This window comes from Mycolicibacterium hippocampi, assembly GCF_010723735.1.
In the GTDB taxonomy this organism is placed as follows: Bacteria; Actinomycetota; Actinomycetes; order Mycobacteriales; family Mycobacteriaceae; genus Mycobacterium; species Mycobacterium hippocampi.
This window is the reverse complement of the sequence record NZ_BLLB01000002.1, coordinates 4,833,753-4,859,391: the sequence shown is the minus strand read 5'-3', so window position 1 is coordinate 4,859,391 and position 25,639 is coordinate 4,833,753. Positions and strand designations below refer to the sequence as shown.

The following is a 25,639-nucleotide window of genomic DNA, read 5'->3' as shown; positions in this document are numbered from 1 at the left end:
AATGAGCAACCACGCCGACATCCAGGAAATCAGCTCCGCGCAGATCCGTTATGCGACCGGCATCGACCGACGTGACTGGCCGCTGTTCCGCACGGTGTTCACCGAGGACTGCGAACTCGACTACGGTGACATCGGCAGCTGGAGCGGCGTCGACGCCGTCACCGAGTTCATGGTGGCGGCACACGAGATGGCGGGGCACACGATGCACCGGATCACCAACCAGGTGGTCACCGTGGAGGGCGACTCGGCAACCGCCCGTGCCTACGTCGATGCGTTGATCATGGCGCAGGACAACAGCTCCGGTGTGAACGCAGTCGGCTATTACGATGACGAGTTCGTGCGCACCGCATCCGGGTGGCGTCTTGCCCGGCGGCGGTTCACCACGGTGCTGGTGCGCACGGTGGCCGCGCCCTGACGGCTGCTTCAGTTGCGCGTCGACGGCACGTAGATGTCGGTGGGCGCGGGTCTGCCTCGCAGCCTGGTGCTGCCGCGGGGAGCCCAGCGGTCCCGTTCGTCGGTGCCGGCCTGCGCGAAGGCCGCGCCCGAGCACAGCGCCCTGCCATCGAACTCCTTGGCGCAGTCGGCCAGTCGTGCCGCCTCGTTGACCGGGTCCCCGATCACCGTGTATTCGTAACGGTTCTCGGCACCGATGTTGCCCGCGAACACCGGCCCCGCCGACACCCCGATACCGAAGTCGACGGGAAGCCTGCGCAGTTCGGTCGCCAGCGCTCGCGCGGTGGACAGCGCCGCGGCGACGGGATCGGCGATGCTCAGTGGCGCGCCGAACACCGCCAACACCGCATCACCCTGGAACTTGTTGATCAAACCGTGCCGCTCGTCGACGGCGGCGACCACGATCTGGAAGAACTCGTTGAGTATTCGTGCCACCTCATGGGGTTCATGGACGATCGCCAGCTGCGTGGAGTCGGCCAGGTCGATGAACAGCACCGCCACCTCACGTTCGTCCCCTGCCGGCGAGGCGTTCTGCTCGACGGCGCGGCGGGCGACTTCTTCGCCGACATGGCGACCGAACAGGTCCCGCAGCCGGTCGCGCTCCCGCAGGCCCGCCACCATGCGGTTGAACCCGCTCTGCAACCGCCCGATCTCGGACCACTCGTAGACGTCGATGGTGCGGTCGATGTGTCCCTTCTCGACGTCGGCCATCGCGTCGACCACTTGGCTGACCGGGTCGGAGATCGACATCGACACCAGGATCATCGCGCGTAGTCCCAGCACCACGGCGACCAGTGCCAACACGGTGAGAGCGAGTTCGATCGGGGCGGAGGCGTCGAGCAACCAGCCGTTGGACCGCATGATCAGCAGAATGGCGATGGCCAACCCGGGCAGTGCCGTGCACACGGTCCACATCAGAAGCAGTCGGGCGCGCACGCCCGGTGCGGCAGGCCGGGTGAGGTGAGCGGGTACGGCGGCCAGCAGCGGGCGCAGCGTGCGGATCGTGAACAGGAATCCGGTGCACACCGTGGCGATGGCGCCGAACAGGATGGCCGAGGCGAGAACGATGAGCCCGGTCGGCCCCGCGTCGATGTTGAGCGGTACCAGGACAGCGGCGGCCAGGCCCCACGGCGCCAGCGTGATCGCGGACTGCCGGCGCATCATCTTGGTCGCCGAGCGCAGTTGCGCATCGGTCGGACTCAGACCGGTGCCGAGCCACCGCAGGGTGGGGGTGACGATCAGGACCGCGCCGACGGCGACGGTGGCGGTGCCGATGACGCTGACCACGGCGAAGGCGATGACGTTGCCCGGGGTGACGACGCTGCGCCCCACCAGCGACGCGACGATCGTCACCACTTCGGCGACCGTCAGCACATAGGCCCACGTGAGACCAGCTGCGTAGCGGGTCAGCAGGCGGCGTGGCCTCACACGGCCGAAGGTATCAGTCGCTGGCGGGCAGCGGCTTGGCTTCCTTGAGAGCAAGCGGGGTCGAGCCGATGCTGAGCGTGCCCTTGCCGGCCTTCGTGACGAGAACCTCGGCGCCGCTGTCGTCGACGTAGCGCTTGCCCATCAGGTTCCCGTCGGCCAGCGCATCGTCGAGCGCCAGGCTGCCGTCGGCCTGCTCACCGATCGGCACCATCGGCGCCCCGCCCGCCCGGAGGTCGTCGAGGCTGTCGGCGCTACGCACCACGATGACCTGGGTGTCGCAGACCTGGCTCTGCAGGCGGGTGCCGTTCTTGATCATGCGGGCTCCTTGGTTGACGCAGTGGGGGATCGGGCGCTGAGTTCGCTGAGTTCACTGACGAGTTCGCGGCGCAGCACCTTGCCGGTCGCGTTCGTGGGCAGTTCGTCCCGGAAGACCACCCGGTCGGGCGTGCGCGATCCGCGAAGCTGCGAGCGGACGTGCGATCGCAGGTCCTCGGGGTCGGGGTCGGCGCCGGACCTGGGCACCACGACCGCGACGATGATCTGCCCCCACTCGGGATCCTCGACGCCGACCACTGCGCAGTCGCGCACCTGCGGGTGCTCGACCAGCACGTCCTCGATCTCGGCGGGCGCGATGTTCTCGCCCCCTCGGATGATGGTGTCGTCGGAGCGGCCACCGATGAACAGGTAGCCCTCGTCGTCGAGATAGGCGACGTCCTTGGTCGGGAACCAGCCGTGCTCGTCGAGCACCGAGCCGATGTCGGTGTACTTGCCGGACACCTGTTCGCCGCGGACGAACAGCTCACCCGTCTGGCCCGCGCCGAGGATTGTGCCGTCCTCCGCCCGGATCTCGACTTCGATGCCCGGCACCGGCTGGCCCACCGAGCCGAGCCGCCGGGCGGCCGGTCCGTCGGCCGCGGCCAGCGCCGCGCGGTGGTCATCCGGGGTCAGCACGGCGATCGTCGAACTCGTCTCGGTGAGGCCGTAGGCGTTGACGAACCCGACCTGCGGGAGCAACGACAGCGCCTTGCGGACCAGCGGCAGGGCCACTTTGGAGCCGCCGTAGGCGAGGGTGCGCAGCGAAGGCAGCGTCACCTTGTCTGCATCGAGGACGGTGACGATACGGTCGAGCATGGTCGGCACCACCGTCGCCGAGGTGACGTTCTCGGTGCCCACCAGGCGTACCCACTCGGCGGCGTCGAAGTGCCTGAGGTACACCATTTTCCGCCCCGCGTACAGGTTGGACAGGGCCGCGCCGACACCGGCGATGTGGTAGGGCGGCACGCAGATCAGGGCGGCGTCACCGGGATCGGCCGAAGCGAACTCGACAGTTCCGGTCACGTAGCTGGTCAGGTTGTTGTGGGTGAGCTCGACGGCTTTGGGCTTGGAGGTTGTGCCCGAGGTGAACAGCACCACGGCCACCGCGTCCGGGTCGGCGAACTCGGCTGCGGGCTCGGCGCCGCGGGCGGAGTCGAGCAGTTCGTCCGAGCCCACCGTGCGGTAGCCGGCACCCACGGCGTCGCGGTACTCGTCGTCGACCACCACGAGTGGGTCCGGAAGACGGTCGAGCAGCGCCCGAAGGCCGTCGGCCGACAACCGGTAGTTCAGCGGCGTGAACGGCACCGCGGCGCGCGCCGCGGCGAACAGCAGCAGGGGCAGCATGGCCCCGCCGGTGCCGACGTAGGCGACGTGCTGCGCGCCCGAGGCCGCGAAGACGCCCGCGCCGCCGTCGGCCAGTGCGCTCAGTTCGCCGGTGGAAAGGCGGACGTCGTCGGAGACCACCGCCGTCCGGTCCGGGTCGGCCGAGGACGCCATTTCCAACAGCAACGAGATACTCATGACTTGTCCAGGAAGATATCCCACATCGGGTTGTCGCCGCCGCCGTAGCGCGACAGGTCGGTGACGCCGGCCGCGGTGAGGACGTCGGCGTCGACGAAACACTGCCCGTTGACCTCGGAGGGCGGTTCGGACAGGATTGCCACCGCTGAGTCCGCCATGATGTCGGGGTGGCGGGAGGCCGCCACCAGCGCGTCGCCCTCGGCGAGGTTGGTCACGGCCGAGGTCGCGATGTAGGTCTGCGGCCACAGGCAGCTGAATCCGATTCCCGCGTCGGCGTACTCGGTGGCCCACCCCAGGCTCAGCAGGGTCATCCCGTACTTCGACAGCGTGTACGACGGGTGTGCCCCGAGCCAGTACGGGTTCATGTTCAGCGGCGGCGAGATCGTCAGCACGTGCGGGTGCGTGGATTTGCGCAGATGCGGCAACGCCGCCTTGGTCAGAAGAAACGTGCCGCGGACGTTGATGTCCATCATCAAGTCGAACTTCTTGGCCGACAGATCCTCGGTGCGGTCGGTCGCGATGGCGCTGGCATTGTTCACGACGACGTCGACCCCGCCGAAACGTTGCACTGCCGCGTCGACGGCGCGCTGCACGTCCTCTTCGTTGCGAACGTCGCCGACCACCGCCAGCCCCTTGCCGCCGGCGGCCTCCACCTCGGCAACCGCGGTGTGCACGGTGCCGGGCAGTTTCGGGTGCGGCTCGGCGGTCTTGGCCAACAGCACCACGTTCGCGCCCAGCCTGGCGGCGCCGAGCGCGATGGCCAGTCCGATCCCGCGGCTGCCACCGGAGACCACCAGGGTGCGGTCGGTGAATGATGACTCGCTGGACATAAGCCTCCTCGGCTGGCGGACCCTGCACACCAGGATAGTGTGGTTCTCATTTTAGGGGAATCGCATAATCGCTGTGTATCGGGGTTTCGATCGCTGAACTGCGGACCCGGCACCCGCTCCCGAGTGCATCTTTCCGCGAGGCGGTATTGGCATTCTCCTTTTTTGGAAGTACGTTATCGTCTGATGAGCGAGCCAGTACAGACACCTTCCGGGCTCCCGCTGGAACCCGTGTACGGACCGGCCGACCGGGCCGGCGACCAGCCCCCGCCGGGCAGCTACCCGTTCACCCGTGGCAACTTCGCGTCCGGCTACCGCGGCAAGACGTGGACGTTCCGGCAGTACTCGGGTTTCGGCACGGCCGAGGAGTCCAACCGCCGCTACCGCTATCTGCTGGCCCAGGGCGGCACCGGGCTGTCGGTCGCGCTGGACCTGCCCACCCAGTGCGGCTACGACTCGGACGACCCTGAGTTCGGTGAGGAGGTCGGCAGGGTCGGGGTGGCGGTCGACACGCTCGCCGATGCCGAGTTGCTGTTCGACAGCATCCCCCTCGACAAGATCAGCACCAGCTTCACGATCAACGGCACCGCGGCGATCCTGCTGGCCCTCTATGTGGCCGCGGCCGAGAAGGCCGGTGTGCCGCGGGAAAAGCTCACCGGCACCATCCAGAACGACATCCTCAAGGAGTACGCGTCGCGCGGCACCTGGATCTGGCCACCGGAGCCGTCGTTGCGGCTGATCGCCGACACCATCGAGTTCTGCGCCGCGGAGGTGCCGAGATTCAACGCGATCTCGGTGGCCGGTGCGCATTTCCGCGATGCCGGCGCCAACGCGGTCCAGGAGATGGCCTTCACGCTGGCCGACGGGGTGACCTACTGCGACACCGTGGTCGAGCGCGGCCGGATGACCATCGACAAGTTCGCACCGCAGATCTCGTTCTTCTTCTACACCCATGGCGATTTCTTCGAGGAGATCGCCAAGTACCGTGCGGGGCGGCGGCGCTGGGCGACGATCGTGCGGGAGCGTTACGGCGCGACGACGGACAAGGCTTCGATGTTCCGCTTCGGTTGTGTGGCCGGCGGCGCGTCGCTGTACGCGCCGCAGGCACAGAACAACCTGGTGCGCGTCGCATATGAGGCGATGGCGGCGGTGCTCGGTGGCGTGCAGTCGATGTTCACCGCGGCCTGGGACGAGCCGTTCGCGCTGCCCAGTGAGGAGTCGGCCACGTTGGCTCTGCGCACGCAGCAGATTCTCGCCTATGAGACCGGCGTGACGAAGGTGGCCGACCCGTTGGGAGGTTCGTACTTCGTCGAGGCACTCACCGACGCCACGGAGGCCAAGATCATCGAGATCATGCACGACCTCGAACAGCACGGGGGCATGGTGCGGTGCATCGAGGACGGCTACCTGCAGGGCCTGATCGCCGACGAGGCGTACAAGATCCACCAGGAGGTGGAGTCGGGTGTGCGGCCCGTCGTCGGGGTGAACAAGTTCGTCGTCGACGAACCTGCTCCCGACCTGGCCACCTACGAGCTCGATGCCGAAGGCCGGGACAAGCAGCTCGCGCGACTGGCCAAGGTCAAGGCCGAACGCGATGACATCGCCGTGAAAGAAGCTCTTGCCGCGCTGGCTCGAGCAGCCGAGGGAGACGACAACCTGATGCACAAGCTGATCGACTGCGCAGGAGCGTATTGCACGGTGGGCGAGATGGTGTCGACGCTGAAGGCAGTGTGGGGCGAATTCCAGCAGCCGGTGGTTTTCTGATGAGCGCTTTGCGCCGCGATGAGCGCTTGCGCGAAGAGCCATCGATGAAGATGCGAGGGCAGTGCTGATGGCGACCCGCGTGCTGGTCGCCAAACCCGGCCTGGACGGGCACGACCGCGGTGCCAAGATCGTCGCGCGCACCCTGCGGGACGCCGGTTTCGAGGTCATCTACACCGGGATCCGTCAGCGCATCGAAGACATCGTCTCCATCGCACTGCAGGAAGACGTTGCACTGGTGGGACTCTCGATCCTGTCCGGCGCGCACGTCGCGCTCACCACCCGCACCGTCGACGCGTTGCGCGCGGCGGATGCCGGTGACATCGCGGTTGTCGTCGGTGGCACCATCCCGGGTAGCGACGTGCAGAAGCTGCTGGACGCCGGTGCGGCGGCGGTGTTCCCGACGGGCACCTCGCTGGAGACCCTGGTGCACGACGTACGGGAGCTGACCGAGAAGGCAGGCGATCAAGCATGAAACTGGGCGTGATGATCGGGGCGGAGCGCGGCGACATGACGCGCAAGGTCAACAAGTTGGTGGCCGACGTAGAGTGGGCCGAATCGGCAGGGTTGGACACCGCCTGGATGCCGCAGGTTCCCGACGACTTCGACTGCATGACGATGGTCGCGCTGATGTCGGCGCACACGACCCGCATCGAGCTGGGAACTGCGGTGGTTCCGCTACAGGCCCAGCATCCGATCGCCCTTGCGCGGCAGGCGCTTTCGGTGCACGCCATGTCGGCCGGGCGGCTGGCGCTGGGGGTAGGACCGTCACACCACTGGATCGTCAGGGACATGCTCGGCCTGCCCTACGACAAGCCGGCCTCCTACACCCGTGACTACCTCGAGGTGCTCAACACGGCAATCGCCGGGCCCGGCCCGGTCGATGTCGAGAACAACTCCTTCACGGTGCACAACCCGACCGTCCTGGCTGCCCAGACACCGATGCCGGTGCTGGTCGCGGCGCTCGGTCCGGTGATGCTGCAGATCGCCGGTGAGCAGGCCGACGGTACGGTTCTGTGGATGGCAGACGAGAAGGCGATCGGCGACCACATCGCGCCGAAGATCAACAAGGCGGCCGCCGAAGCGGGCCGCCCCGCGCCGCGCATCGTCGCCGGGATCCCGGTGTGCCTGTGCGCCAACTCGGAGATCGACACGGCCAAGGAGCGCGCCAACCGGATCCTGGCCGAGGCGGAGACGTCGCCCAATTACCAGAAGCTGCTGGACCGCGGCGACGCACGCAACGTCGGAGACCTGTGTGCGGCGGGCGATGCTGAGCAGATCCTGCGTCGATTCCAGATGTTCGCCGACGCGGGTGTCACCGATCTTTCGGTGCGGCTGCTGCCGATCGGGGACACCAGGGACGAGCTGGTCGCGTCGAAGTACCGCACCCGAGAGGTGATCGCCGAGCTCGCCAAAGCCGTGCGGTGACGCCGGTGACGTCGGTGGGCCCGCTGGCAGGCATCCGCATCATCGAAGTCGGCGTGATGCTCGCCGGGCCCTACGCCACCATGCTGCTCGCCGATCTGGGCGCCGAGGTGATCAAGGTCGAGCCGCCCGGCGGCGAGATCTCCCGGCAGGTCGGCGACAGTTACTTCGCCAGCCTCAACCGCAACAAGCAGAGCATCTGCCTGGACCTCAGGTCTGCGGCGGGACGGCAGAAGCTCGGTGAGCTGGTCGCGGATTCGCATGCGCTGCTGGTGAACATGAAGCCGTCGGCGATTCGGCGGCTGGGGTTGACCTACGAGTCGTTGCGGGCGTTCAACGAGCGCATCGTCTGCGTGGCGATGACCGGGTTCGGGCTCGACGGCGGCGACGACCCGGCGTTCGACTACGTCATCCAGGCGGCCACCGGGGTGGCGGCGATGACCGGTGATCCAGAGGGGCCGCCGACACTGCCCGGGTATTCGTCGGCCGACAACTCGACCGGTCTCACCGCAGCTCTGGGGCTTCTTGCCCAGATCATCTCCGGACGCGGCGGGCAGGTCGACGTGTCGCTGCGTGATGTGATGCTCTCGCAGTTGAACTATCGCGCTGCGGCATTCCTCAACGAAGGCGTCGAACCGCGACGCCACCCCTACGGCGCGCATTCGTACTACGTTCCGGCACAACTCTTCGCGACCGCTGACGGATATCTCGCGCTGTTCATCACCCACGACGCGTTCTGGGCGGCGTTCGCCGCGGAGGCAGGTATCGAGGGCTTTCCGACGATGGCCGAGCGGGCGGCGCGCCGCGACGAAGTGCTCGCCGTCGTCAGCGCTGTGCTGGCCACCGACACCGCGTCACGCTGGCAGGACAGACTGCGGCCGTTGGGCATCCCGGTCTCTGCGGTGCGCACCCTGCCTGAGGCTCTCGCAGCCACGCCGGAAGTCGTGATCAGAGCCGGGGAGTTCGATCTGGTGGGCAGCCCGATCCGGATCGAAGGTTATGACCCCGACTATCGGCCCGCGCCCAGGCTCGACGAGCACGCTGACGCCATAGGTGGCGCTTCGCGCCCCGCTCACTCGTCGTAGTTGACCGTCACCGATGGTGTGTCGGGAACGGCCTGGCAGGTGAGCACGTATCCCTCGTCGACCTCGTCCTCGGTCAGTGCGTCGTTGACGCGCATCGTGGCCTTGCCGTCGGTCAGCAGTGCCATGCAGGTGCCGCAGTTGCCGGCTTCACAGGAGAAGGGCGGGCCCATCCCTGCGCGGCGCGCGCTCTCCAGCAGCGTCTCGCCGGCCTTCGGCGTCACCGATGCGGTGCTTCCATCCAGGTGGATGGTGACGGTGCCCGCCTCCTGCATTTCGGACACTGAGGAACCCGGTCCCTGCGGGTCGGTCATGAGGACCCTTCCTTCGACATTGTCATTCTGATTCTAGGAGAATACTATTCTCCTGGACAACCGGTAATCCTCTCGTAGACATCATCCACGACTTCCGGAAGGGGCGCGCGCAACGTGAGTGAGCGGATGGCGCTCGCCTTCGAGGACCGGCAGTACAGCCTCTCCGATCTCGACGCACTGGCCGGCGGCATCGCCACCGTGCTCGACGCGCGGGGCGTCGGCCCGGGCGCCCGTGTGGCGGTGATGTCGTCGAACCGGCCGGAATTCGTCATTGCGCTACGCGCCATCTGGCGGTTGGGCGCCGCAGCGGTGTTGCTGAGCCCGGCGTGGAAGCAGGCCGAGGTCGGCCATGCGCTGACGCTGACCGCCCCGTCGCATGCTGTCGGCGACAACCCGGTGCTCGCCGACGCGATGCCGATGCTGCATCTGGACGAGCCGATCACCCCGCGACGGTACGCCGGCGCGGTCGGGGCGGGCGGCGGGGATGCCGATGCGGTGTTCGTCTTCAGTTCCGGCACGACGGGCATGCCCAAGGCTGTGCGGCACACGCACGCTTCGCTGGCCACCGCGGTGCGCCACTGGCGGGACGCGCTGCACCTGTCCGCGACCGACCGGATGCAGGTGCTGACTCCGCCGTCGCACATTCTCGGTCTGCTCAACATCGTGACGTCGCTCGACACCGGCGCCTGGATCAGGCTGCACCCCCGGTTCGACATCGACATGATGCTGCGGCACATCGAATCGGACCGCATCACCATCGAGATGGCCGTCGCGCCGATCGCGCTGGCGTTGTCCGCGCACCCGCGGCTGGAGTCCCACGACCTGTCGTCGCTGCGCTACATCATGTGGTGTGCCACTCCGGTCACCGAGAGCGTGGCGCATACGGTCACCGCCCGCACCGGGGTCAGCTGGATGACTGCCTACGGGGCCAGCGAACTGCCGGTGATCTCCTGCAATCAGCTCGAGGGACCCCGTCTGGACACCGTGGGTAAACCGGTGCCAGGGGTGGACGTGCGGATCGTCTCCCTCGACTCCGGTGAAACGCTCGGCCCCGGGGCAGACGGGGAGATCCAGGTGCGCTCGGAGTCGGTGATGACGGGCTACCTGCCGAGCGAGACGACCGCGGATGCGTTCGCCGACGGGTGGTACCGCACCGGCGACGTGGGCTACCTCGATGGTGACGGCTGGTTGCGGATCACCGACCGCGCGAAGGAGATGATCAAAGTGCGCGGATTCCAGGTGGCGCCGGCGGAAGTCGAAGCCGTGCTGCACGGGCATCCCGCCGTCGAGGACTGTGCGGTCTTCGGAGTGCCCGACGCAGCCAGTGGCGAAGCCGTTGTCGCCGCGGTGAAGACGAGCGCTGCGGTCGAAATCGAGGCGCTCGTCGCGCTTGTTGCAGAGCGGTTGGCGACCTACAAGAAGCCGAGCCGGATCTTCGTGGTGTCCGAGATACCGCGTCTGCCATCGGGAAAAGTATTGCGCCGAGTACTGAAGGAGCGTCTGTGGACGTCCGTCTGACCAGTGAACAGCAACAGCTGCGGGATGCCGCGGCGGGTCTTGCCGAGGACCTCGGACCCGGATCTGTCGCCGATCTCGAAGACAGCAGCCGGACCACGCGGCTGGAGAAAGCGGTGCACGCGACCGGTTTTCGGACACTACGTTCCGACGGCGCCTCCGGTGTCGAGGTGGCGATCGTCGCCGAGGAGTTCGCCCGCCGCCTGGTCGACGTGCCGTTCCTGGGCCCGGTGCTGGCCGACGACCTGAACCGCCGGCTCGGCCGCGAAACGTCCTCGACCATGACGGCGCCTGAGTCCGTCGACCTGACCGGGAGTCTGGTCGGTGTCGTCGAGTCGCCAACCGAACTGGGCGAGCTCTCCGATGAGGACGCCGACCGGTGGCGTGCTCTCGCCCTGACGGTCACCTGCGCCGACCTCGTGGGCGCTGCGCGCGGCACCCATGCCCTTGCCTGCGAATACGCCGAGGTGCGTGAGCAGTACGGGTCTGCCATCGGGTCATATCAGGCCGTGGGCCATCTTCTGGCGGAGAGTCTGGCGCTCATCGAGGGCTCGATCAGCGTGCTGCGCCACGCCGCCTGGGCCGTCGACGAGCTGGCCCCGGGGGCGGCCATCGAGGCCGCCCGGGTGGCCAAGATCTACTGTGCACGTTCGGCGTTGACGGTGTGTGAGACCTCCATCCAGGTCCACGGCGGCATCGGCAACACCTGGGAGTGTCTGGCGCACATCTACCTGCGGCGGGTGCTCGCCGCCACCGAGACGTGGCCTGTGAAGCTGGAGGAGCTGACCATTGGACTTTCGTGATTCCACAGATGAAGCCGCCTTTCGGGAGCGGTTGCGCGGCTGGTTGGTCGAGCAGAAGGGAAAGTTCCCGACCTCTGGTGACGAGTACTGGGCCAAGGCGGGGGAGTGGCACCAGGCGCTCTACGCGGCGGGCTTCTTCGGGACGTCGTGGCCCGAGGAGTACGGCGGCAAGAATCTGCCCGCGGTTTACGACGTCATCGTCGACGAGGAGATCGCGAAGGCGGGGGCACCGGCGCGGCCCAGTCTGGGGTACCTCGTCGTCGGTCTGTCGCACCACGGCAACGAGGAACTGCGACAACGGTTCCTGCCCGGGATGATCAACGGGACCGAGCGCTGGTGCCAAGGGTTCAGCGAGCCGGGCGCCGGGTCGGACCTGGCGTCGTTGACCACCACCGCCACCCCGTGCGGAGACGACCCCGGCACGTATGTGATCCACGGGCACAAGATCTGGACGAGCTACTCCGACGTCGCCGACTGGTGCCTGGTACTGGCCCGAACCGACAAGAGTGTGGCCAAGCACAAGGGGATCTCGGCGTTCATCGTGTCCATGCACCAGGACGGCATCGAGCAGCGCCCGCTGAAGATGATCAGCGGCGTCACCAGGGAGTTCGGCCAGGTGAGCTTCGACGGTGCCCGGGTGCCCGCCGAGAACATGGTCGGTGCACCCGGAGAGGGCTGGAAGCTGGCGATGACGGTGGTCAGCCATGAGCGGGAGCCCTCGACGCTGGGTTTCTCGGCGCGATACGGCAAGCTGGTGCGCCAGTTGGCATCCCGGAGCGGCACCGCCACTCCCGAAGAGCTGTCGTGGGCGTGGGTGCAGACCGAGATGCTCCGCCTGCACGTACGTCGTCGGCTTTCGGAGCAACTCGACGGGATCTCCCATGGTCCGCAGGGCTCGCTCGACAAGCTGTTGATGACATGGGTCGAGCAGTCGGTGGGACATGCGGCACTGGCCACTGTCGGCACCGGGGATGCCGAACTGTTCGGCGCATACATGTACAGCCGCGCTCAGAGCGTGATGGGCGGCACGTCGCAGATCCAGAAGAACATCATCGCGCAGCGCATTCTCGGATTGGGCGGGCGATGAGCGCTTGCGCGAAGAGCAGACGGCGGGCGATGAGCGCTTGCGCGAAGAGCAGAGGATCGCGATGAAGAGCAGAGGAGCCTGAAATGTACGGTATGCCAGCCGAAATCGACGTCCGCGCCGACGGCGGCCTGCGGATCATCACGCTGAACCGTCCCGACGAACTCAATGCCGTCAACGATGCCCTGCACGTGGGCCTGGCCAAGGTGTGGGAAGCGCTCAACGAGGATGCCGATGCGCGGGCAGCAGTGATCACCGGTGCGGGCCGGGCATTCTCCGCCGGCGGTGACTTCAACTATCTCGACGAGCTTCGCAACGACGAAGCTCTGCGCCAGAAGACGATCAAACACGGTCGCGATCTGGTCATCGGTATGGTGCGGTGCCGCGTCCCGGTGGTCGCCGCCGTCAACGGCCCGGCCGTCGGGCTCGGGTGCAGCCTGGCTGCGCTGTCCGACATTGTCTACATCGCCGAGAACGCGTTCTTCGCCGACCCGCACGTGCAGATCGGTCTGGTGGCCGCCGACGGCGGGCCCCTGGTGTGGCCGTCGCAGATCAGCATGTTGCGGGCCAAGGAGTTCGCGTTGACCGGCGTCCGGATCAAGGCGCAGCGCGCGGTCGAGCTGGGTCTGGCCAACCACGTCGTCGCCGACCCGGTCACCGAGGCGATCGCGTGCGCCGAGAAAATCATGGAGCTGCCGCAGCAGGCGGTGGAGGCCACCAAGCGGTTGATGAACATCCAGTTGGAGAAGTCGGTGATGGCGTCGTTGGACTACGCCAACCTCGCGGAGTACGTGTCGTTCGGGACCGCCGACTTCAACAGGATCGTGGACGGCCTGATCGCCAAAGGGTGACCGCCCGCTTGCCGCGAAATATCATTCCGGGCTGTGGGTTTGGCTGAAATCACAGCCAGGAATGATATTTCACGGTCAACGGGTGAGGTTCTCGGAGCGCTGGATGGTTCCGGTGGTCCCGCCGGCGTCCTGCCGGGCCAGCCACACCGCGGCGTCGGCCATCGCTTCGGGTGGTTCGACCATGTCGGGCGGAACCTGCATCCCGCCGCCCCCGGCCTGCCAACCCTCGGTGAGCACCACCCGTGACGGGCTCAGGCAGTTCACCGCGATGTTGTCGGGTTTCAGATCGGTGGCCAGGCCGAGGTACAGCCGCTCGGTGGCGGCTTTGGACACCCAGTAGGCGTTGGCGCCATGGTCGGTCATCCCGACACCGGTGGTCGTCACCGCGATCAGCGAGCCACCACCGCGGGCACGCACATGCGGGATGACGGCCTTGGTGACCAAAAAGACGCCGGTGGTGTTGACGTCGAGGCACAGCTGCCAGCGCTTCAGCGGGGTGGATTCGATCGGGCCGAGCCACAGCACGCCCGCGTTCGCGACGAGGATGTCGATTCCGCCGAACTCGGCGAGTGTGGCTGCGACCGCGCTGTCGACCGAGCGCTCGCTGGTGACGTCGCAGGGGACGGCAAGTGCGCGTCCGCCCGAGGACTCGATCCTGTCGGCGACGGAGTGGATGTTCCCGGGAACCCTGCCCTCGTTCTCCGAGCGCGCCGCCACGGCGACCGCGGCGCCGTCGGCAGCCAGCGCCGCTGCGATCGTCGCGCCGATGCCCCGGCTGGCGCCGGCGACGAAGGCGACCTTTCCGGCGAGTGCGCCGCTCACTTGGGCGGGAACCGCAGCGCTCCGTCGAGGCGGATGATCTCGCCGTTGAGGTAGTCGTTCTCGATGATGCTCTGGGCCAGTTGGGCATATTCCGTCGAGCGCCCCATCCGCTTGGGGAACGGCACCTGCGGGCCCCAGTACTGCTCGAGCTGGCCGGCGGCCTTGCCGTAGGCGGGGGTGTTGATGGTCCCGGGCGCGATCGTGACGACGCGGATTCCCAACGGTGACAGATCGCGGGCGGCGACCAGCGTCATCCCGAGGACGCCGCCCTTGGCGGCCGAGTAGGGCAGCTGACCGATCTGGCCTTCGTAGCCCGCGATGGACGCGGTGTTGACGATGACCCCGCGGGCGCCTTCGTCGAGCGGCTCCGACTTGGCGATGGCGGCGGCGGACAGGCGCATCACGTTGAACACCGCGGTCAGATAGAACTCGATGGTCGTCTTGAAACCCTCGAGGTCCAGCGGGGACCCGTCCTTGCCGACAAGCCGCCCGCCGCTGGCCGGCCCGCCGTGGGTGTCGACGGAGATGCGTAGCGGTGCAAGCGATTCTGCTGCGGCGATGGCGGAGTTCACGGACTCCTCCGAGGTGGCGTCGGTCGGGACATAGCGCACGCCGAGCTCTTCTTCGAGCGCCTTGCCCTTGTCGTCTGCCATGTCGGCCACCACCACCTTGGCGCCCGCTGCGTGCAGCCGCCGCACCGTCGCCTCGCCCAACCCGCCCGCGCCCCCGACGACGAGGGCAGAGCTACCGCTGATCTGCATGCGCATCCTCCTTGAAACTGACACTCTCGATGAGCGAGAATATCATTCTCAAGTTCGGAACGGGTTCATGAGATGAGGGGTAATCGGCTGCGTAATCTTTCTGGAGTGACCATCGACGAGCTCATCGCCGCAGCAGGCAACGGTTCGGCCAGAGCCACCGGGCGGCTGCTCAGTCTGGTGGAGAGCCCGCGCCGCGACGAGGTGCTAGCCGCCCTCGGTGAGGTCGCTCCGGTCCGCGTCGTGGGCATCACCGGACCCCCCGGGGCCGGGAAGTCGACGACGGTCGGCGCCCTGGTGGGCGCCTACCGCGCCAACGGACTTCGGGTGGCGGTGCTCGCGGTCGATCCGTCGTCGCCGTTCAGCGGTGGTGCGCTGCTCGGAGACCGGATTCGGATGGCCGCCCACATCAACGACCCCGACGTTCTGATCCGCTCGGTCGCGGCCCGGGGTCATCTGGGCGGACTCGCGGCGGCGGTGCCCGCCGCCGTCACGTTGCTCGCGGCGCTGTCCTATGACCTCGTGGTTCTGGAGACGGTGGGCGTCGGTCAGTCCGAGATCGAGATCGCGGCCGTCGCCGAACCGACCGTGGTGATCCTGAACCCAGGCGCCGGTGACGCGGTGCAGGCCGCCAAGGCCGGGCTTCTCGAGGTCGCCGACATCGTCGTGGTGAACAAGGCCGACCGCGCCGGCGCCGACCAGACGGTGCGCGAGCTGCGCGCCGAGACCGACGCTCCTGTCCTCAAACTCGTCGCTGCGCAGGGGGACGGGATCGTCGAGTTGCTCGAGGCGATCGATACCTACCACCGAACCGACACCGCCGACCGGCGTCTTGCACGCGCCCGCGCCCAGATCCTGTCGATGGCACAGACCCGGCTACGTAGTCATCCCGACCTGGAACGGCTGGCTCAGGCCGTGGCCGAGGGCCGGGACGACCCCTACGGGGCTGCCGACCGGCTATTCGTCGTCCCTGCCGAATCCTGAGCGGACTCGGGCAGGTCGAGCATCCGGCGGGTCATCTGGGTCAACTGCGCGCGGAGGGTGGCGCCGTCGAAATCGGCGATCAGCGGATGCATGACAGCCACACTGATCGCGCTCGACAGCATCGCCGCGTGGAAGCGTGCCTCGACGCCGGCCTCGGTGCCGAGCAGCGCCGCGTAGAGCCTCTCGACGAAGCGCTGGAACGGTTCGTGTTCGGCCTGCAGCCTGATGATCACCGGATCGAACTGCAGCACGCTGACCACCCCGCGGCGTTCGATAGCCTGATCGATCATCCTGTCCAGCAGCACTTCCCGCGCGCGCACCGGGTGGCCTTCGGCCTCGGCGGCCTCCACCGCGTCCTCGAGCCTGGCCATCTCTCGCTCGGTGATGGCGACGACGATCTCTTCCTTGGTCTTGAACTGGCGATAGACCGCGGCTTTCGTGACCCCCATGGCGTCGGCGATCATCTGCAGTGACGTTCCGCTGACCCCGTGCTCGGCGATGAGTTTGAGGGCGGCGTCCAGCACCCTGGTCTGTGCGGCGGTGCGCGAGATGGCGCTGAACCGGCTGCCGATGGGCGCGGAGGTCACAGCGACGAGGGTAGTCGACCGGCAACCGATCCTGCGGTGTCAGGACACCGATTTGCCGGTGGCCGCGGCGTGGCCGGCGCGGTAGCCGAACACCAGTGCCGGGCCGAGGGTGCCGCCGGCGCCGCCGTATGCCTTGCCCGTTGCCCCCGCCATCGCGTTGCCCGCGGCGAACAGGCCGGTGATCACGGTGCCGTTGACGTGGAGTACCCGGCCGTCGCTGTCGGTCCGCGGCCCGCCTTTGGTGCCCATCGCACCGACGGAAACCGGCACCGCGAAGTACGGGGCGGTGTCGATCGGGCCGAGGGTCTTTGCCGCCGGGGTGGCTGCTTTGTCGTCACCCCAGTAGCCGTCGTATGCGCTTGCGCCACGGCCGAAGTCGGGATCGTGCTCATCGGCCACGTTGCAGTTCCAGGCCTGCAGCGTCCGCTCCAGCCCTGCTGGGTCGATGCCGGTCTTGTCGCCGAGCTCGGCGAGGTCGGCGGACTGGCAGAACCAGTCGGGCACGGGTCCGTCGGGATCCACGCCGAGAAAGCCGTAGTGCTTGAAGTGGATCGAATCGAACACGATCCATGCCGGGTCGTTGGCATATCCGAGCTTGGGATCGAGGAAGTGGAACGGGCCCGCCATCGAGTTGTATTCCCCCGCTTCGTTGAGGAAGCGCTTGCCCGCCCTGTTGACGATGATGCTCCGGGGGCGGGTGCGCTCGAGCCGGACACTGCGACTCCGCGGATGTCCCGCGTAGGTGTCGCCGGGGATCTGCACGATCGGTACCCACCACGCCTCACCCATGTTGGCCAGGTCGGCGCCGTGCGCCATCGCCATCCGCAGGCCGTCGCCGGTGTTGTTGGGTGGGGAGACAGCGCCATGGAGTGGACCTCGCAGGTAGGCCTCGACCAGCCGCTGGTCCCACTCGAAGCCGCCGGTTCCGAGCACCACGCCGCGGCGGGCACGCACCCGTAACTGGCTGCCGCCCTGTTCGATCCGCACGCCGGTGATGCCGAGGGGATCGGCGATGAGTTCGACTGCCCGCGCACCGGTATGCGGGACCACACCCGCGTCCAGCAACCCCTTCAGCAACCCGGCGATCAACGCCGTTCCGGCGACACAGAACTCGCCGGACATGTCGTCTACGGCCGCGTGGATGCGGGCCCGTGTCTCGGCGTCGATGCCGACGTTGCTGAAATCGGCAGGGAACGACGTGATCCGGTCACGCCAGTCACCCAGCTGTGCGAGGTCGACCGGTTTGGCGTTCAGCGATCGTCCACCGCCGGGCTTCCCGCCCGGTAGTTCGGGCTTGTAGTCGGGGAACCCGGTGGCGACCTCGAACTCGAGATCGCTGTGCGCCTCCACGAAGTCGAGCATGGCGGCGCCACTGCGCACGAACGTCTCGACCAACTCGTCGTCCATGAAGCCCAGCGATTGAGCGCGCAGGTATGCCATGGCGTCATCGGTGCTTAGCGGGCCGTCGGCGGACCGGCCGTGCGCGGGTATCCAGACGATCCCGCCGGAGACCGCGGTCGTGCCGCCGACCGTCTCGGCCTTCTCGTAGACCTCCACCGTGGCACCGGCGACCGCCGCGGACAGTGCGGCGGTCAGCCCCGCGCCCCCGCTACCCAGTACGACGACGTCGACGTCGTGGTCCCAGTCGGTCATCTTGTCTCCCTTCCTCGTTCGGCGCCCGCGAGACCGGATCTCAGCTGAGGATCGCCGACAACTCGTCGGCCGCCTTGATGACTGTCTCGCGGCCGTCGACGACGACGTCTTCGCGATGCGAGATCAGATTGATGCAGGTGGGCGGTGCCGGAGGCCGGCGGCGTACCGGGACCGCCAGGCCGTAGGTGTTGGGTTCGATCTCACCGTGGGTGCTCACCCAGCCCTGCTGACGCGCCAACGGTACGAGGTCCCGTTCACCCGGCCGCGGCGGCATGCTGGCCAACAGCGCGATCCCGGCCGCGCCGCGCTCCAGCGGGTACCGGCTGCCCTCGTGGAACGACAGTTGGTAGAACACGTTGGTCGGCACGATCACCGCGATCGCGACCTGTTGGTCACCCTCGGCCACCAACAGCGACACCGTGGTGCCGAGCTCGTCGGCCAAGCCCCGCAGCGTCGGCACGCACATCTGACGGACGTTGTTGTCGAACGATGCTCCCAGGACCGCCAGGGCGGCCGCAGAGCGGTACCGGCCGTCTTCTCCCTTGGCCACGAACCGGAACTGGGCGAGGGTGCTGAGCAGCCTATAGGCGATGGTGCGGTGCACCCCGATGTCGTCGGCGACCTGGGTCACCGTCAGCCCGGTCGGGGAACTCGCCACCAACTGGAGTGCGCTCAGGCCACGGGCCAGCGTCTGGGAGCCGGGGGCGCCGGCAGCCGCAGCGGTGCTCCCCGGTTCGACGGACGGTCGAGTCATGCGGGCCTTCCTTGACAGACACACTCCCGAGAGTGATGCTCTGACTATAGTGCACATGGATGTGCGATAAATGAGCAGAGTGCTTACAAAATACGAGAATCACATTCTCGTCGTCAAGCCCTCAACGAGAACAGGAAGGGGTGCGGGGTGACCGACTTCGAGAGCGTGTGGAGCGACCTGCAGGGCGTCGCCTTCTCGCAGGGCTATCTCGATGCCGGGGGAGTTCGCACCCGCTATCTGCACGCTGGTGACCAGGGCAAGCCGGCGCTGGTTTTCCTGCACGGGTCCGGCGGGCACGCCGAGGCCTACGTCCGCAACCTCGAGGCACACGCCGAACACTTCTCCACGTGGTCGATCGACATGCTCGGCCACGGGTACACCGACAAACCCGGCCATCCCCTCGAGATCGCGCACTACGTCGAACATCTCGTCGCGTTCCTGGACGCGATCGGAGTCGGCCGCGCCCACGTCAGCGGGGAGTCCCTCGGCGGATGGGTCGCCGCCCGCATGGCGATAGACCACCCGCACCGAGTGGAGCGCCTCGTCCTCAACACCGCGGGCGGGTCCCAGGCCGACCCCGAGGTGATGGCGCGGATCATCACGTTGTCGATGGCCGCGGCGGAGAACCCCACCTGGGAAACCGTTCAGGCGCGCATCAAGTGGCTGATGGCCGACAAGTCAAAGGACTACGACGACATCGTCGCCAGCCGACAGCGCGTCTACCAGCAGCCGGGCTTCGCCGCAGCGATGAAAGACATCATGGCCCTGCAGGATCCGCAGATCCGTGCGCGCAACCTGCTCGGCCCTGACGAGTACGGCGCGATCACCGCACCCACGCTCGTGGTGTGGACCAGTGACGATCCGACCGCCGATGTCCAGGAGGGACGCCGGATGGCGTCGATGATCCCCGGCGCCCGCTTCGAGGTGATGCCGGGCTGCGGGCACTGGCCGCAGTACGAGGACCCCAAGACGTTCGACCGGCTGCATCTGGACTTCCTGCTGGGGCGCGCATGACTGCCGTGGACACGGACGATCAGGTGGACAACCAGGTGGACGTCGTCATCGTCGGGGCCGGCCCATCAGGGCTGACGTTGGCGAACATCCTCGGGCTCCAGGGCATTCGCACACTGGTGGTGGAGGAACGCGACACTCTCATCGACTATCCCCGTGGAGTCGGCCTCGACGACGAGTCGTTGCGCACCTTCCAGTCGATAGGGCTTGTCGAACAGGTACTGCCGCACACGGTGCCGAACCAGATCCTGCGCTTCTTCGATGCGCAACGGCGCCTGCTCGTCGAGATGGCACCTCCGGACGCCCGCTTCGGCTGGCCGAAGCGCAACGGTTTCGTCCAGCCGCTGGTCGACGCCGAATTGTGCCGCGGCCTGCAGCGATTCGACCACGTGGAAGTGCGCTTCGGTCATCGGATGCAGACCTGTGTCGAGACCCCGGACGGGGTGACCGTCGAGTTCGCCGATGGGCGCACCCCGGTGGCCGCCCGCTATGTCGTGGGTTGTGATGGGGGACGAAGTGCCATCCGAAGGCTGATGGGAGTGTCCTTCGACGGGACCACGTCATCGACGCGATGGCTGGTCGTCGACGTGGCGAATGATCCGCTGGGGCATCCGAACAGCGAAGTGGGAGCCGACCCCCGCCGGCCCTATGTGTCGATCTCGATCGCCCACGGCATTCGGCGTTTTGAATTCCTGATCCATCCCGACGAGACCGACGAGCAGGCCGCAGAACCGGAATTCGTGCGTCGCATGCTCGCGCAGCGGGTTCCGTATCCCGAACGCGTCGACATGATCCGGCACCGGGTCTACACGCATCATTCGCGCATCGCCGGATCCTTCCGCAAGGGCCGGCTGATGCTCGCAGGCGATGCCGCGCACCTGATGCCGGTGTGGCAGGGGCAGGGCTACAACAGCGGCATCCGGGATGCGGCCAACCTCGGCTGGAAGCTGGCCGCCGTCGTATCCGGCCAGGCCGGCGAGGGGCTGCTCGATACCTACGACGTGGAGCGGCGCAAGCACGCCCGCGCCATGATCGACCTTTCGACGATGGTCGGTCGGGTCATCTCGCCGACGAACCGTCGGGTGGCCGCGCTGCGGGACCGTGTCATCCACGCCGCGTCGGTGGTGCCGTCGGTAAAACGCTATGTGCTCGAGATGCGTTTCAAGCCGATGCCGCGCTACCTCGACGGTGCCGTCCACCACGCCGCACCAGAGGCAGGCCGATCCGGGAACTCGCCGACGGGCACGTTGTTCATCCAGCCACGTGTCGACACCCGGGAGCAACACGACATGATGCTCGACGACGTCCTGGGAACAGGGTTCGCCGTGTTGTGCTGGAGTAACAATCTGCGCGCCGTTCTCGGGGAGAGCGCGTTCGATCGCTGGAAGACGTTGGGCGCCAAGTTCATCGAAGCCCGCCCGATGACACAGCTGCACTGGCCCGGGCACGACGACCCCGACGTCGTGGTCGTCGGCGACCGTACCGGCGCCCTCAAATCCTGGTTCGACGTCTACACCGACTCCGTACTGTTCCTGCGGCCCGACCGGTGCATCGCCGCGGCGTGTATCGCCCAACGCGCACCCGAGGTGTCTGCGTCGCTGTTCGCGGTGCTGCAGTTGACCACCGCCACCCTGAGCCGGGAAGGAGACCCCGCTTCTCATGGCAACCCAGATCGCGCTGTGCTGCATGTCGCACAGCCCGCTACTGAACCTTCCGGGACCGTCACAGGAACTCCTTGACGACATCGAGTCGGCGATCGCGCACGCGCGGGAGTTCGTCACCGCGTTCGATCCCGATCTGGTGGTCACGTTCTCGCCGGACCACTACAACGGCTTCTTCTACAACGTGATGCCACCGTTCTGCATCGGCACCGCTGCAGAAGGCGTCGGTGACTACGGCACTCACAAGGGGGCGCTCGATGTTCCCGCCGATCTGGCGAACGACTGCGCCCGAGCGGTTTTGGACTCCGGCGTCGACATCGCGATCTCGGCGGCGATGCACGTCGACCACGGCACCGTGCAGCCGTTGCAGAAACTCTTCGGAGATGCCACCGCCAAGCCGGTGATCCCGGTGTTCATCAACTCGGTGGCCACCCCGCTGGGACCGCTGAGCCGGGTGCGAGCGCTGGGGGCCGCCGTCGGGACCCACCTGGCCGAGCTGGGCAAGCGGGTGCTCGTCGTCGGTTCCGGCGGGCTGTCCCACGACCCACCGGTGCCCACCCTCGCCACCGCGCCGCCGGCAGCACTGGAGCGGATCGTGCACGGCAAACCGATGACCGGCGAGCAGCGGCAAGCCCGCCAGGTCGCGGTGATGGAAGCTGCGCGTGAGTTCGCCTCGGGCCACGGGTCTCTCGCACCCCTCAATCCCGAATGGGACCACGCGTTCCTCGACCTACTCGACAACCAACGGCTCGCCGACGTCGACGGCTGGGACAACGGCTGGGTCGCCCAGCAGGCGGGGAACTCCGCCCACGAGATACGGACCTGGGTCGCCGCGTTCGCAGCGCTGGCCGCCCAGGGCGGATACACGACCAGCAACCACTTCTACCGCGCCGCGCCGGACCTGATCGCCGGGTTTGCGCTCAGAACGGCGGTGAACTCGTGAGCGCAGCAACAGAACCGGAATTCGACCACGTCACCGATGTGCTGGTGATCGGATCCGGCGGTGGCGGGATGACCGCCGCGCTGACGGCGTCTGCCGCCGACCTGGACACATTGGTCGTGGAGAAGTCGGCCCAGTTCGGCGGATCGACCGCACTGTCCGGTGGTGGGATCTGGGTACCGGGCGCACCGTCCCAGCGCCGCGCGGGCCACGTCCCGGACCCCGACGCGGTGTTCGGTTATCTGAAGCACATCACCGGCGGTCTGGTCAGCGACGCGCGGCTGCGTAAGTACGTCGACACCGCACCGGAGATGATGCAGTTCCTCGAGAACCTCAGCCCGTGGCTGGAATTCGTGTGGAAGCCGGGGTACGCCGACTACTATCCCGAGGCGCCGGGAGGCTCGGCGCTCGGCAGCACCATCAACGTCGAGGCCATCGATCTGAGGGTGCTCGGCGACGATGAGCAGAACCTGCTGACCCCGCTGGCCCTGGCTCCCAAGGGAATCTGGTTCGGCCCCAAGGATCTGCGGCTGTTCTACCAGGTCCGCCAGTCGTGGCGGGGCAAGGCAGTGCTGCTGAAACTGGTCTGGCGAATGCTGCGGGCCCGGGTGTTCGGCGACCGGATGGCCGCGATCGGTCAATCGCTGGCCGCCCGGCTCCGGCTGGCGATGAAGCAACAGGGCATCCCGCTGTGGCTCAGCTCCCCGATGACGGAGCTGATCACCGATGTCGACGGCGCGGTCACCGGCGCGGTGATCGAGAAGGACGGCCGTGGCATCCGGGTCCGGGCCCGTCGCGGTGTCGTGATCGCCAGCGGAGGCTTCGACCACGACATGAAATGGCGTGCCGAGCACCTCCCCGAGGTCGACAAGGACTGGAGTTTCGGAAATCCCGCCGCCATGGGAGACGGAATCCGCGCCGGGGAGAAGGTCGGGGGCAGCACGGAGCTGCTCGACGAGGCATGGTGGTTCCCGGCGATCTGCTGGCCGGACGGCCGCCTGCAGTTCATGCTCAACGAACGTATGATGCCCTCCCAGTTCGTCGTCAACGGCGACGGAAGACGCTTCATCAACGAGGCGGCCCCGTACATGGACTTCGCCCACGCGATGATCGCCGGCCAACGCTCCGGTGTCACCCACATTCCCTGCTGGCTCATCACCGATATCCGGTCGTTCCACCGCTACGTCGTGGCAGGGCATCTGCCCCTGCCGAAGATCCCGTTCGCGCCGGTGCCCACCGGCTGGAAGGTCCCGTCGGCGTGGCTGGAGTCGGGCGTGGTCAAGGAGGGTGCGAGCTGGGAGGAACTCGCCGCGCAGATCGGCGTCCCCGGCGCGCAATTGCGATCCACCGCAGAGCGATTCAACGAGCTGGCCCGCAAGGGGCACGATGACGACTTCGATCGCGGCGACAGCGCCTACGACAACTACTACGGGGACCCGACGCTGCCGAACCCGAACCTGCACCCGTTGGGCAAGCCGCCGTACTACGCGTTCCAGATCATCCTCGGTGACCTCGGCACCTCGGGTGGTCTGCGGACCGACGAGCACGCCCAGGTGCTGCGCGCCGACGACAGCGTCGTGGACGGCCTCTACGCGGTCGGGAATGCGTCCGCCGCGGTCATGGGCCGCAGCTATGCGGGGGCCGGCGCCACCATCGGACCGGCGATGGCCTTCGGCTACGTCGCCGCCCGGCACATCGCCGAAACCTGCCCGACGAGAAGTGTTGAACACAGCGAAGTCCCCCCAGCACGCCAAGGAGGAAAAAAGAAGTGAAGATTTCCCTGTTCTACGAGTTCCCGTTGCCCCGGCCCTGGTCCGAGGACGACGAACACCAGCTGTTCCAGCACGGTCTCGACGAAGTGGAACTCGCCGACAAAGCCGGCTTCTCCACTGTCTGGCTGACCGAGCACCACTTCCTCGAGGAGTACTGCCATTCGACCGCCCCGGAGATGTTCCTGGCGGCGGCGAGCCAGCGCACCAAGGACATCCGTCTCGGCTTCGGCGTCATGCACCTGCCGCCGCCGATCAACCACCCGGCCCGCATCGCCGAACGCGTCGCGACCTTGGACCACCTGTCGAACGGCAGGGTGGAGTTCGGCACCGGTGAGGGGTCGTCGGTCGCCGAGCTCGGCGGGTTCAACATCGATCCGGCCGACAAGCGCGCCCAGTGGGAAGAGGCGCTGGAGGTCTCGATCCGTTGCATGGTCGAGGAGCCGTTCAGCGGGTTCAAGGGTGAGCATGTCGAGATGCCCGCCCGCAACGTGATTCCCAAGCCGCTGCAGAAGCCGCACCCACCGGTCTGGGTGGCCTGCACCCGACCGTCCTCGGTACAGATGGCCGCCCAGAAGGCGATCGGTGCGTTGAGCTTCGCCTACACCGGGCCGGAGGCGCTCAAGGAGAGGGTGGACGGCTACTACAGGGAGTTCGAGGAGCAGGGGGCGCCGATCACCCCGGCGATCAACCCGAACCTGCTGGCGATCGGCGGAGATCTGTCGATGATGGTCGCCAAGAGCGACGACGAGGCGCTCAGACGACTGGGCACCGGCGGCGGGTTCTTCTCGTTCGGGATCATGCACTACTACCTGACGGGGATGCACACCCCGGGCCGCACCAAGGTGTGGGAGCGCTACCAAGAGGCCGTCAAGGAGGATCCGACACTGGCCTACGGGCCGGGGCGCGGTGCGATCGGCTCACCGGACACGGTGCGGGAATTTCTCCGCGGCTACGAGGCCAGCGGCGTCGATGAGATCATCCTGCTGCTCAACCCGCGTAGCCACGAGGGCACGATGGAATCGATCGAGATCATGGGCAAGGAGATCCTGCCCGAGTTCATCGAGCGTGACGCGAAGGCCGTCGCCGACAAGGCGAAGCGGCTCGAGCCGGTGATTGAGAAGGTGGAGGCGCGCAGGCAGTCCTGGGATGTGCCGCTGTTCGACGACACCTACGCATTCGGTGGGCTGCCCACCGGCCGCGGCGGCAAGTTCACCGCCGGTGAGATCCCCGAGGCGATGGCCGAGATCAACGAGGGTCGGGTCAAAGCGGCTCAGCTGGAGAAGGACGCCAAGGCCGCGAAGGAAGCCGCGAGCTGAAG

At 67.5% G+C, this 25,639-nt stretch carries 25 protein-coding genes; 15 read left to right on the top strand and 10 right to left on the bottom strand.

Annotated features, from left to right (window positions below):
• The first annotated feature begins 1 nt into the window (after position 1).
• On the top strand, positions 2-415 hold the full coding sequence (locus tag G6N53_RS24320; RefSeq protein WP_163893337.1) for a nuclear transport factor 2 family protein: 414 nt from the start codon (positions 2-4) through the stop codon (positions 413-415).
• A gap of 8 nt (positions 416-423) precedes the next feature.
• Here the strand turns inward: G6N53_RS24320 and G6N53_RS24315 are convergent, their stop codons facing one another.
• From G6N53_RS24315 to G6N53_RS24300, 4 genes are read right to left on the bottom strand one after another with little or no spacing between them, the layout of a single operon-like run.
• Positions 424-1,881 (bottom strand): adenylate/guanylate cyclase domain-containing protein, encoded by a 1,458-nt coding sequence (locus G6N53_RS24315; protein ID WP_163893335.1) that lies wholly within the window; start codon positions 1,879-1,881, stop codon positions 424-426.
• Between the two features lie 13 nt (positions 1,882-1,894).
• On the bottom strand, positions 1,895-2,197 hold the full coding sequence (locus tag G6N53_RS24310; protein WP_163893332.1) for a hypothetical protein: 303 nt from the start codon (positions 2,195-2,197) through the stop codon (positions 1,895-1,897).
• Positions 2,194-3,717, bottom strand: coding sequence for a class I adenylate-forming enzyme family protein (locus tag G6N53_RS24305; RefSeq protein ID WP_163893330.1), 1,524 nt, complete (start codon positions 3,715-3,717; stop codon positions 2,194-2,196). The genes G6N53_RS24310 and G6N53_RS24305 overlap by 4 nt, the downstream gene beginning before the upstream one ends.
• Positions 3,714-4,547 carry an SDR family oxidoreductase gene (locus G6N53_RS24300; RefSeq protein ID WP_163893328.1) on the bottom strand — a complete coding sequence of 278 codons (834 nt, stop codon included), beginning with the start codon at positions 4,545-4,547 and terminating at the stop codon, positions 3,714-3,716. The genes G6N53_RS24305 and G6N53_RS24300 overlap by 4 nt, the downstream gene beginning before the upstream one ends.
• Positions 4,548-4,730: 183 nt before the next feature.
• Between G6N53_RS24300 and G6N53_RS24295 the strand changes: the two genes are divergently transcribed.
• From G6N53_RS24295 to G6N53_RS24280, 4 genes are all read left to right on the top strand, one after another.
• Entirely contained in the window at positions 4,731-6,308 is a 1,578-nt protein-coding gene (locus tag G6N53_RS24295) for a methylmalonyl-CoA mutase family protein (protein ID WP_163893326.1), read from the top strand.
• A 67-nt stretch (positions 6,309-6,375) separates the two neighbouring features.
• Positions 6,376-6,780 (top strand): cobalamin B12-binding domain-containing protein, encoded by a 405-nt coding sequence (locus G6N53_RS24290; protein ID WP_163893324.1) that lies wholly within the window; start codon positions 6,376-6,378, stop codon positions 6,778-6,780.
• Positions 6,777-7,733 carry an LLM class F420-dependent oxidoreductase gene (locus tag G6N53_RS24285; RefSeq protein WP_163893322.1) on the top strand — a complete coding sequence of 319 codons (957 nt, stop codon included), beginning with the start codon at positions 6,777-6,779 and terminating at the stop codon, positions 7,731-7,733. The genes G6N53_RS24290 and G6N53_RS24285 overlap by 4 nt, the downstream gene beginning before the upstream one ends.
• A gap of 5 nt (positions 7,734-7,738) precedes the next feature.
• Positions 7,739-8,815 (top strand): CaiB/BaiF CoA transferase family protein, encoded by a 1,077-nt coding sequence (locus G6N53_RS24280; protein WP_163893320.1) that lies wholly within the window; start codon positions 7,739-7,741, stop codon positions 8,813-8,815.
• Here G6N53_RS24280 and G6N53_RS24275 read toward each other — a convergent pair.
• Positions 8,803-9,126, bottom strand: a complete 324-nt coding sequence (locus tag G6N53_RS24275) for a 2Fe-2S iron-sulfur cluster-binding protein (RefSeq protein WP_163893318.1) — start codon at positions 9,124-9,126, stop codon at positions 8,803-8,805. The genes G6N53_RS24280 and G6N53_RS24275 overlap by 13 nt on opposite strands.
• 114 nt (positions 9,127-9,240) lie before the next feature.
• On the opposite strand from G6N53_RS24275, the gene G6N53_RS24270 reads away from it, so the two are divergent.
• From G6N53_RS24270 to G6N53_RS24255, 4 genes are all read left to right on the top strand, one after another.
• Positions 9,241-10,644, top strand: coding sequence for a class I adenylate-forming enzyme family protein (locus G6N53_RS24270; protein ID WP_163893315.1), 1,404 nt, complete (start codon positions 9,241-9,243; stop codon positions 10,642-10,644).
• Positions 10,629-11,444 (top strand): acyl-CoA dehydrogenase family protein, encoded by an 816-nt coding sequence (locus G6N53_RS24265; RefSeq protein WP_163893312.1) that lies wholly within the window; start codon positions 10,629-10,631, stop codon positions 11,442-11,444. Before G6N53_RS24270 ends, G6N53_RS24265 begins: the two co-directional genes overlap by 16 nt.
• Positions 11,431-12,531, top strand: coding sequence for an acyl-CoA dehydrogenase family protein (locus G6N53_RS24260; RefSeq protein ID WP_163893309.1), 1,101 nt, complete (start codon positions 11,431-11,433; stop codon positions 12,529-12,531). The genes G6N53_RS24265 and G6N53_RS24260 overlap by 14 nt, the downstream gene beginning before the upstream one ends.
• An 83-nt stretch (positions 12,532-12,614) precedes the next feature.
• Positions 12,615-13,379 carry an enoyl-CoA hydratase/isomerase family protein gene (locus G6N53_RS24255; RefSeq protein WP_163893306.1) on the top strand — a complete coding sequence of 255 codons (765 nt, stop codon included), beginning with the start codon at positions 12,615-12,617 and terminating at the stop codon, positions 13,377-13,379.
• Between the two features lie 75 nt (positions 13,380-13,454).
• On the opposite strand, the gene G6N53_RS24250 is transcribed toward G6N53_RS24255, so the two are convergent.
• On the bottom strand, positions 13,455-14,201 hold the full coding sequence (locus G6N53_RS24250; RefSeq protein ID WP_163893302.1) for an SDR family NAD(P)-dependent oxidoreductase: 747 nt from the start codon (positions 14,199-14,201) through the stop codon (positions 13,455-13,457).
• Positions 14,198-14,962 carry an SDR family NAD(P)-dependent oxidoreductase gene (locus G6N53_RS24245; RefSeq protein WP_163893299.1) on the bottom strand — a complete coding sequence of 255 codons (765 nt, stop codon included), beginning with the start codon at positions 14,960-14,962 and terminating at the stop codon, positions 14,198-14,200. Before G6N53_RS24245 ends, G6N53_RS24250 begins: the two co-directional genes overlap by 4 nt.
• 105 nt (positions 14,963-15,067) lie before the next feature.
• Between G6N53_RS24245 and G6N53_RS24240 the strand changes: the two genes are divergently transcribed.
• Positions 15,068-15,943 (top strand): ArgK/MeaB family GTPase, encoded by an 876-nt coding sequence (locus G6N53_RS24240; RefSeq protein WP_237166628.1) that lies wholly within the window; start codon positions 15,068-15,070, stop codon positions 15,941-15,943.
• Here G6N53_RS24240 and G6N53_RS24235 read toward each other — a convergent pair.
• The 3 genes from G6N53_RS24235 to G6N53_RS24225 are packed head-to-tail and all read right to left on the bottom strand — an operon-like array spanning position 15,898 to position 18,937.
• Positions 15,898-16,530 (bottom strand): TetR/AcrR family transcriptional regulator, encoded by a 633-nt coding sequence (locus G6N53_RS24235; RefSeq protein WP_163893293.1) that lies wholly within the window; start codon positions 16,528-16,530, stop codon positions 15,898-15,900. The two genes, G6N53_RS24240 and G6N53_RS24235, sit on opposite strands and share 46 nt — an antisense overlap.
• A gap of 39 nt (positions 16,531-16,569) precedes the next feature.
• Positions 16,570-18,183 carry an FAD-dependent oxidoreductase gene (locus G6N53_RS24230; protein ID WP_163893290.1) on the bottom strand — a complete coding sequence of 538 codons (1,614 nt, stop codon included), beginning with the start codon at positions 18,181-18,183 and terminating at the stop codon, positions 16,570-16,572.
• Positions 18,184-18,223: 40 nt separating this feature from the next.
• Positions 18,224-18,937, bottom strand: coding sequence for an IclR family transcriptional regulator (locus G6N53_RS24225; RefSeq protein ID WP_163893287.1), 714 nt, complete (start codon positions 18,935-18,937; stop codon positions 18,224-18,226).
• 147 nt (positions 18,938-19,084) lie between these two features.
• Here G6N53_RS24225 and G6N53_RS24220 point away from each other — a divergent pair, with 147 nt between their 5' ends.
• The 5 genes from G6N53_RS24220 to G6N53_RS24200 are packed head-to-tail and all read left to right on the top strand — an operon-like array spanning position 19,085 to position 25,637.
• On the top strand, positions 19,085-19,951 hold the full coding sequence (locus G6N53_RS24220; RefSeq protein ID WP_163893284.1) for an alpha/beta fold hydrolase: 867 nt from the start codon (positions 19,085-19,087) through the stop codon (positions 19,949-19,951).
• Positions 19,948-21,687: a bifunctional 3-(3-hydroxy-phenyl)propionate/3-hydroxycinnamic acid hydroxylase gene (locus G6N53_RS24215; RefSeq protein ID WP_163893281.1), complete on the top strand. Its 1,740-nt coding sequence runs from the start codon at positions 19,948-19,950 to the stop codon at positions 21,685-21,687. Before G6N53_RS24220 ends, G6N53_RS24215 begins: the two co-directional genes overlap by 4 nt.
• Positions 21,635-22,552 carry a 3-carboxyethylcatechol 2,3-dioxygenase gene (locus G6N53_RS24210; protein ID WP_237166784.1) on the top strand — a complete coding sequence of 306 codons (918 nt, stop codon included), beginning with the start codon at positions 21,635-21,637 and terminating at the stop codon, positions 22,550-22,552. The genes G6N53_RS24215 and G6N53_RS24210 overlap by 53 nt, the downstream gene beginning before the upstream one ends.
• Entirely contained in the window at positions 22,549-24,321 is a 1,773-nt protein-coding gene (locus G6N53_RS24205) for an FAD-binding protein (RefSeq protein ID WP_163893275.1), read from the top strand. The genes G6N53_RS24210 and G6N53_RS24205 overlap by 4 nt, the downstream gene beginning before the upstream one ends.
• Complete coding sequence (locus G6N53_RS24200; protein ID WP_163893272.1) at positions 24,318-25,637, top strand: LLM class flavin-dependent oxidoreductase; 1,320 nt, start codon at positions 24,318-24,320, stop codon at positions 25,635-25,637. Before G6N53_RS24205 ends, G6N53_RS24200 begins: the two co-directional genes overlap by 4 nt.
• The last annotated feature ends 2 nt before the right edge of the window (positions 25,638-25,639 follow it).

What these genes read in the sequence shown, in the direction of transcription:
- G6N53_RS24320 (WP_163893337.1), top strand. Translation starts at nt 2, where the DNA reads ATGAGCAACCACGCCGACATCCAGGAAATCAGCTCCGCGCAGATCCGT.
- G6N53_RS24310 (WP_163893332.1), bottom strand. Translation starts at nt 2,197, where the DNA reads ATGATCAAGAACGGCACCCGCCTGCAGAGCCAGGTCTGCGACACCCAG.
- G6N53_RS24305 (WP_163893330.1), bottom strand. Translation starts at nt 3,717, where the DNA reads ATGAGTATCTCGTTGCTGTTGGAAATGGCGTCCTCGGCCGACCCGGAC.
- G6N53_RS24300 (WP_163893328.1), bottom strand. Translation starts at nt 4,547, where the DNA reads ATGTCCAGCGAGTCATCATTCACCGACCGCACCCTGGTGGTCTCCGGT.
- G6N53_RS24295 (WP_163893326.1), top strand. Translation starts at nt 4,731, where the DNA reads ATGAGCGAGCCAGTACAGACACCTTCCGGGCTCCCGCTGGAACCCGTG.
- G6N53_RS24290 (WP_163893324.1), top strand. Translation starts at nt 6,376, where the DNA reads ATGGCGACCCGCGTGCTGGTCGCCAAACCCGGCCTGGACGGGCACGAC.
- G6N53_RS24285 (WP_163893322.1), top strand. Translation starts at nt 6,777, where the DNA reads ATGAAACTGGGCGTGATGATCGGGGCGGAGCGCGGCGACATGACGCGC.
- G6N53_RS24275 (WP_163893318.1), bottom strand. Translation starts at nt 9,126, where the DNA reads ATGACCGACCCGCAGGGACCGGGTTCCTCAGTGTCCGAAATGCAGGAG.
- G6N53_RS24255 (WP_163893306.1), top strand. Translation starts at nt 12,615, where the DNA reads ATGTACGGTATGCCAGCCGAAATCGACGTCCGCGCCGACGGCGGCCTG.
- G6N53_RS24245 (WP_163893299.1), bottom strand. Translation starts at nt 14,962, where the DNA reads ATGCAGATCAGCGGTAGCTCTGCCCTCGTCGTCGGGGGCGCGGGCGGG.
- G6N53_RS24230 (WP_163893290.1), bottom strand. Translation starts at nt 18,183, where the DNA reads ATGACCGACTGGGACCACGACGTCGACGTCGTCGTACTGGGTAGCGGG.
- G6N53_RS24225 (WP_163893287.1), bottom strand. Translation starts at nt 18,937, where the DNA reads ATGACTCGACCGTCCGTCGAACCGGGGAGCACCGCTGCGGCTGCCGGC.
- G6N53_RS24215 (WP_163893281.1), top strand. Translation starts at nt 19,948, where the DNA reads ATGACTGCCGTGGACACGGACGATCAGGTGGACAACCAGGTGGACGTC.
- G6N53_RS24210 (WP_237166784.1), top strand. Translation starts at nt 21,635, where the DNA reads ATGTCGCACAGCCCGCTACTGAACCTTCCGGGACCGTCACAGGAACTC.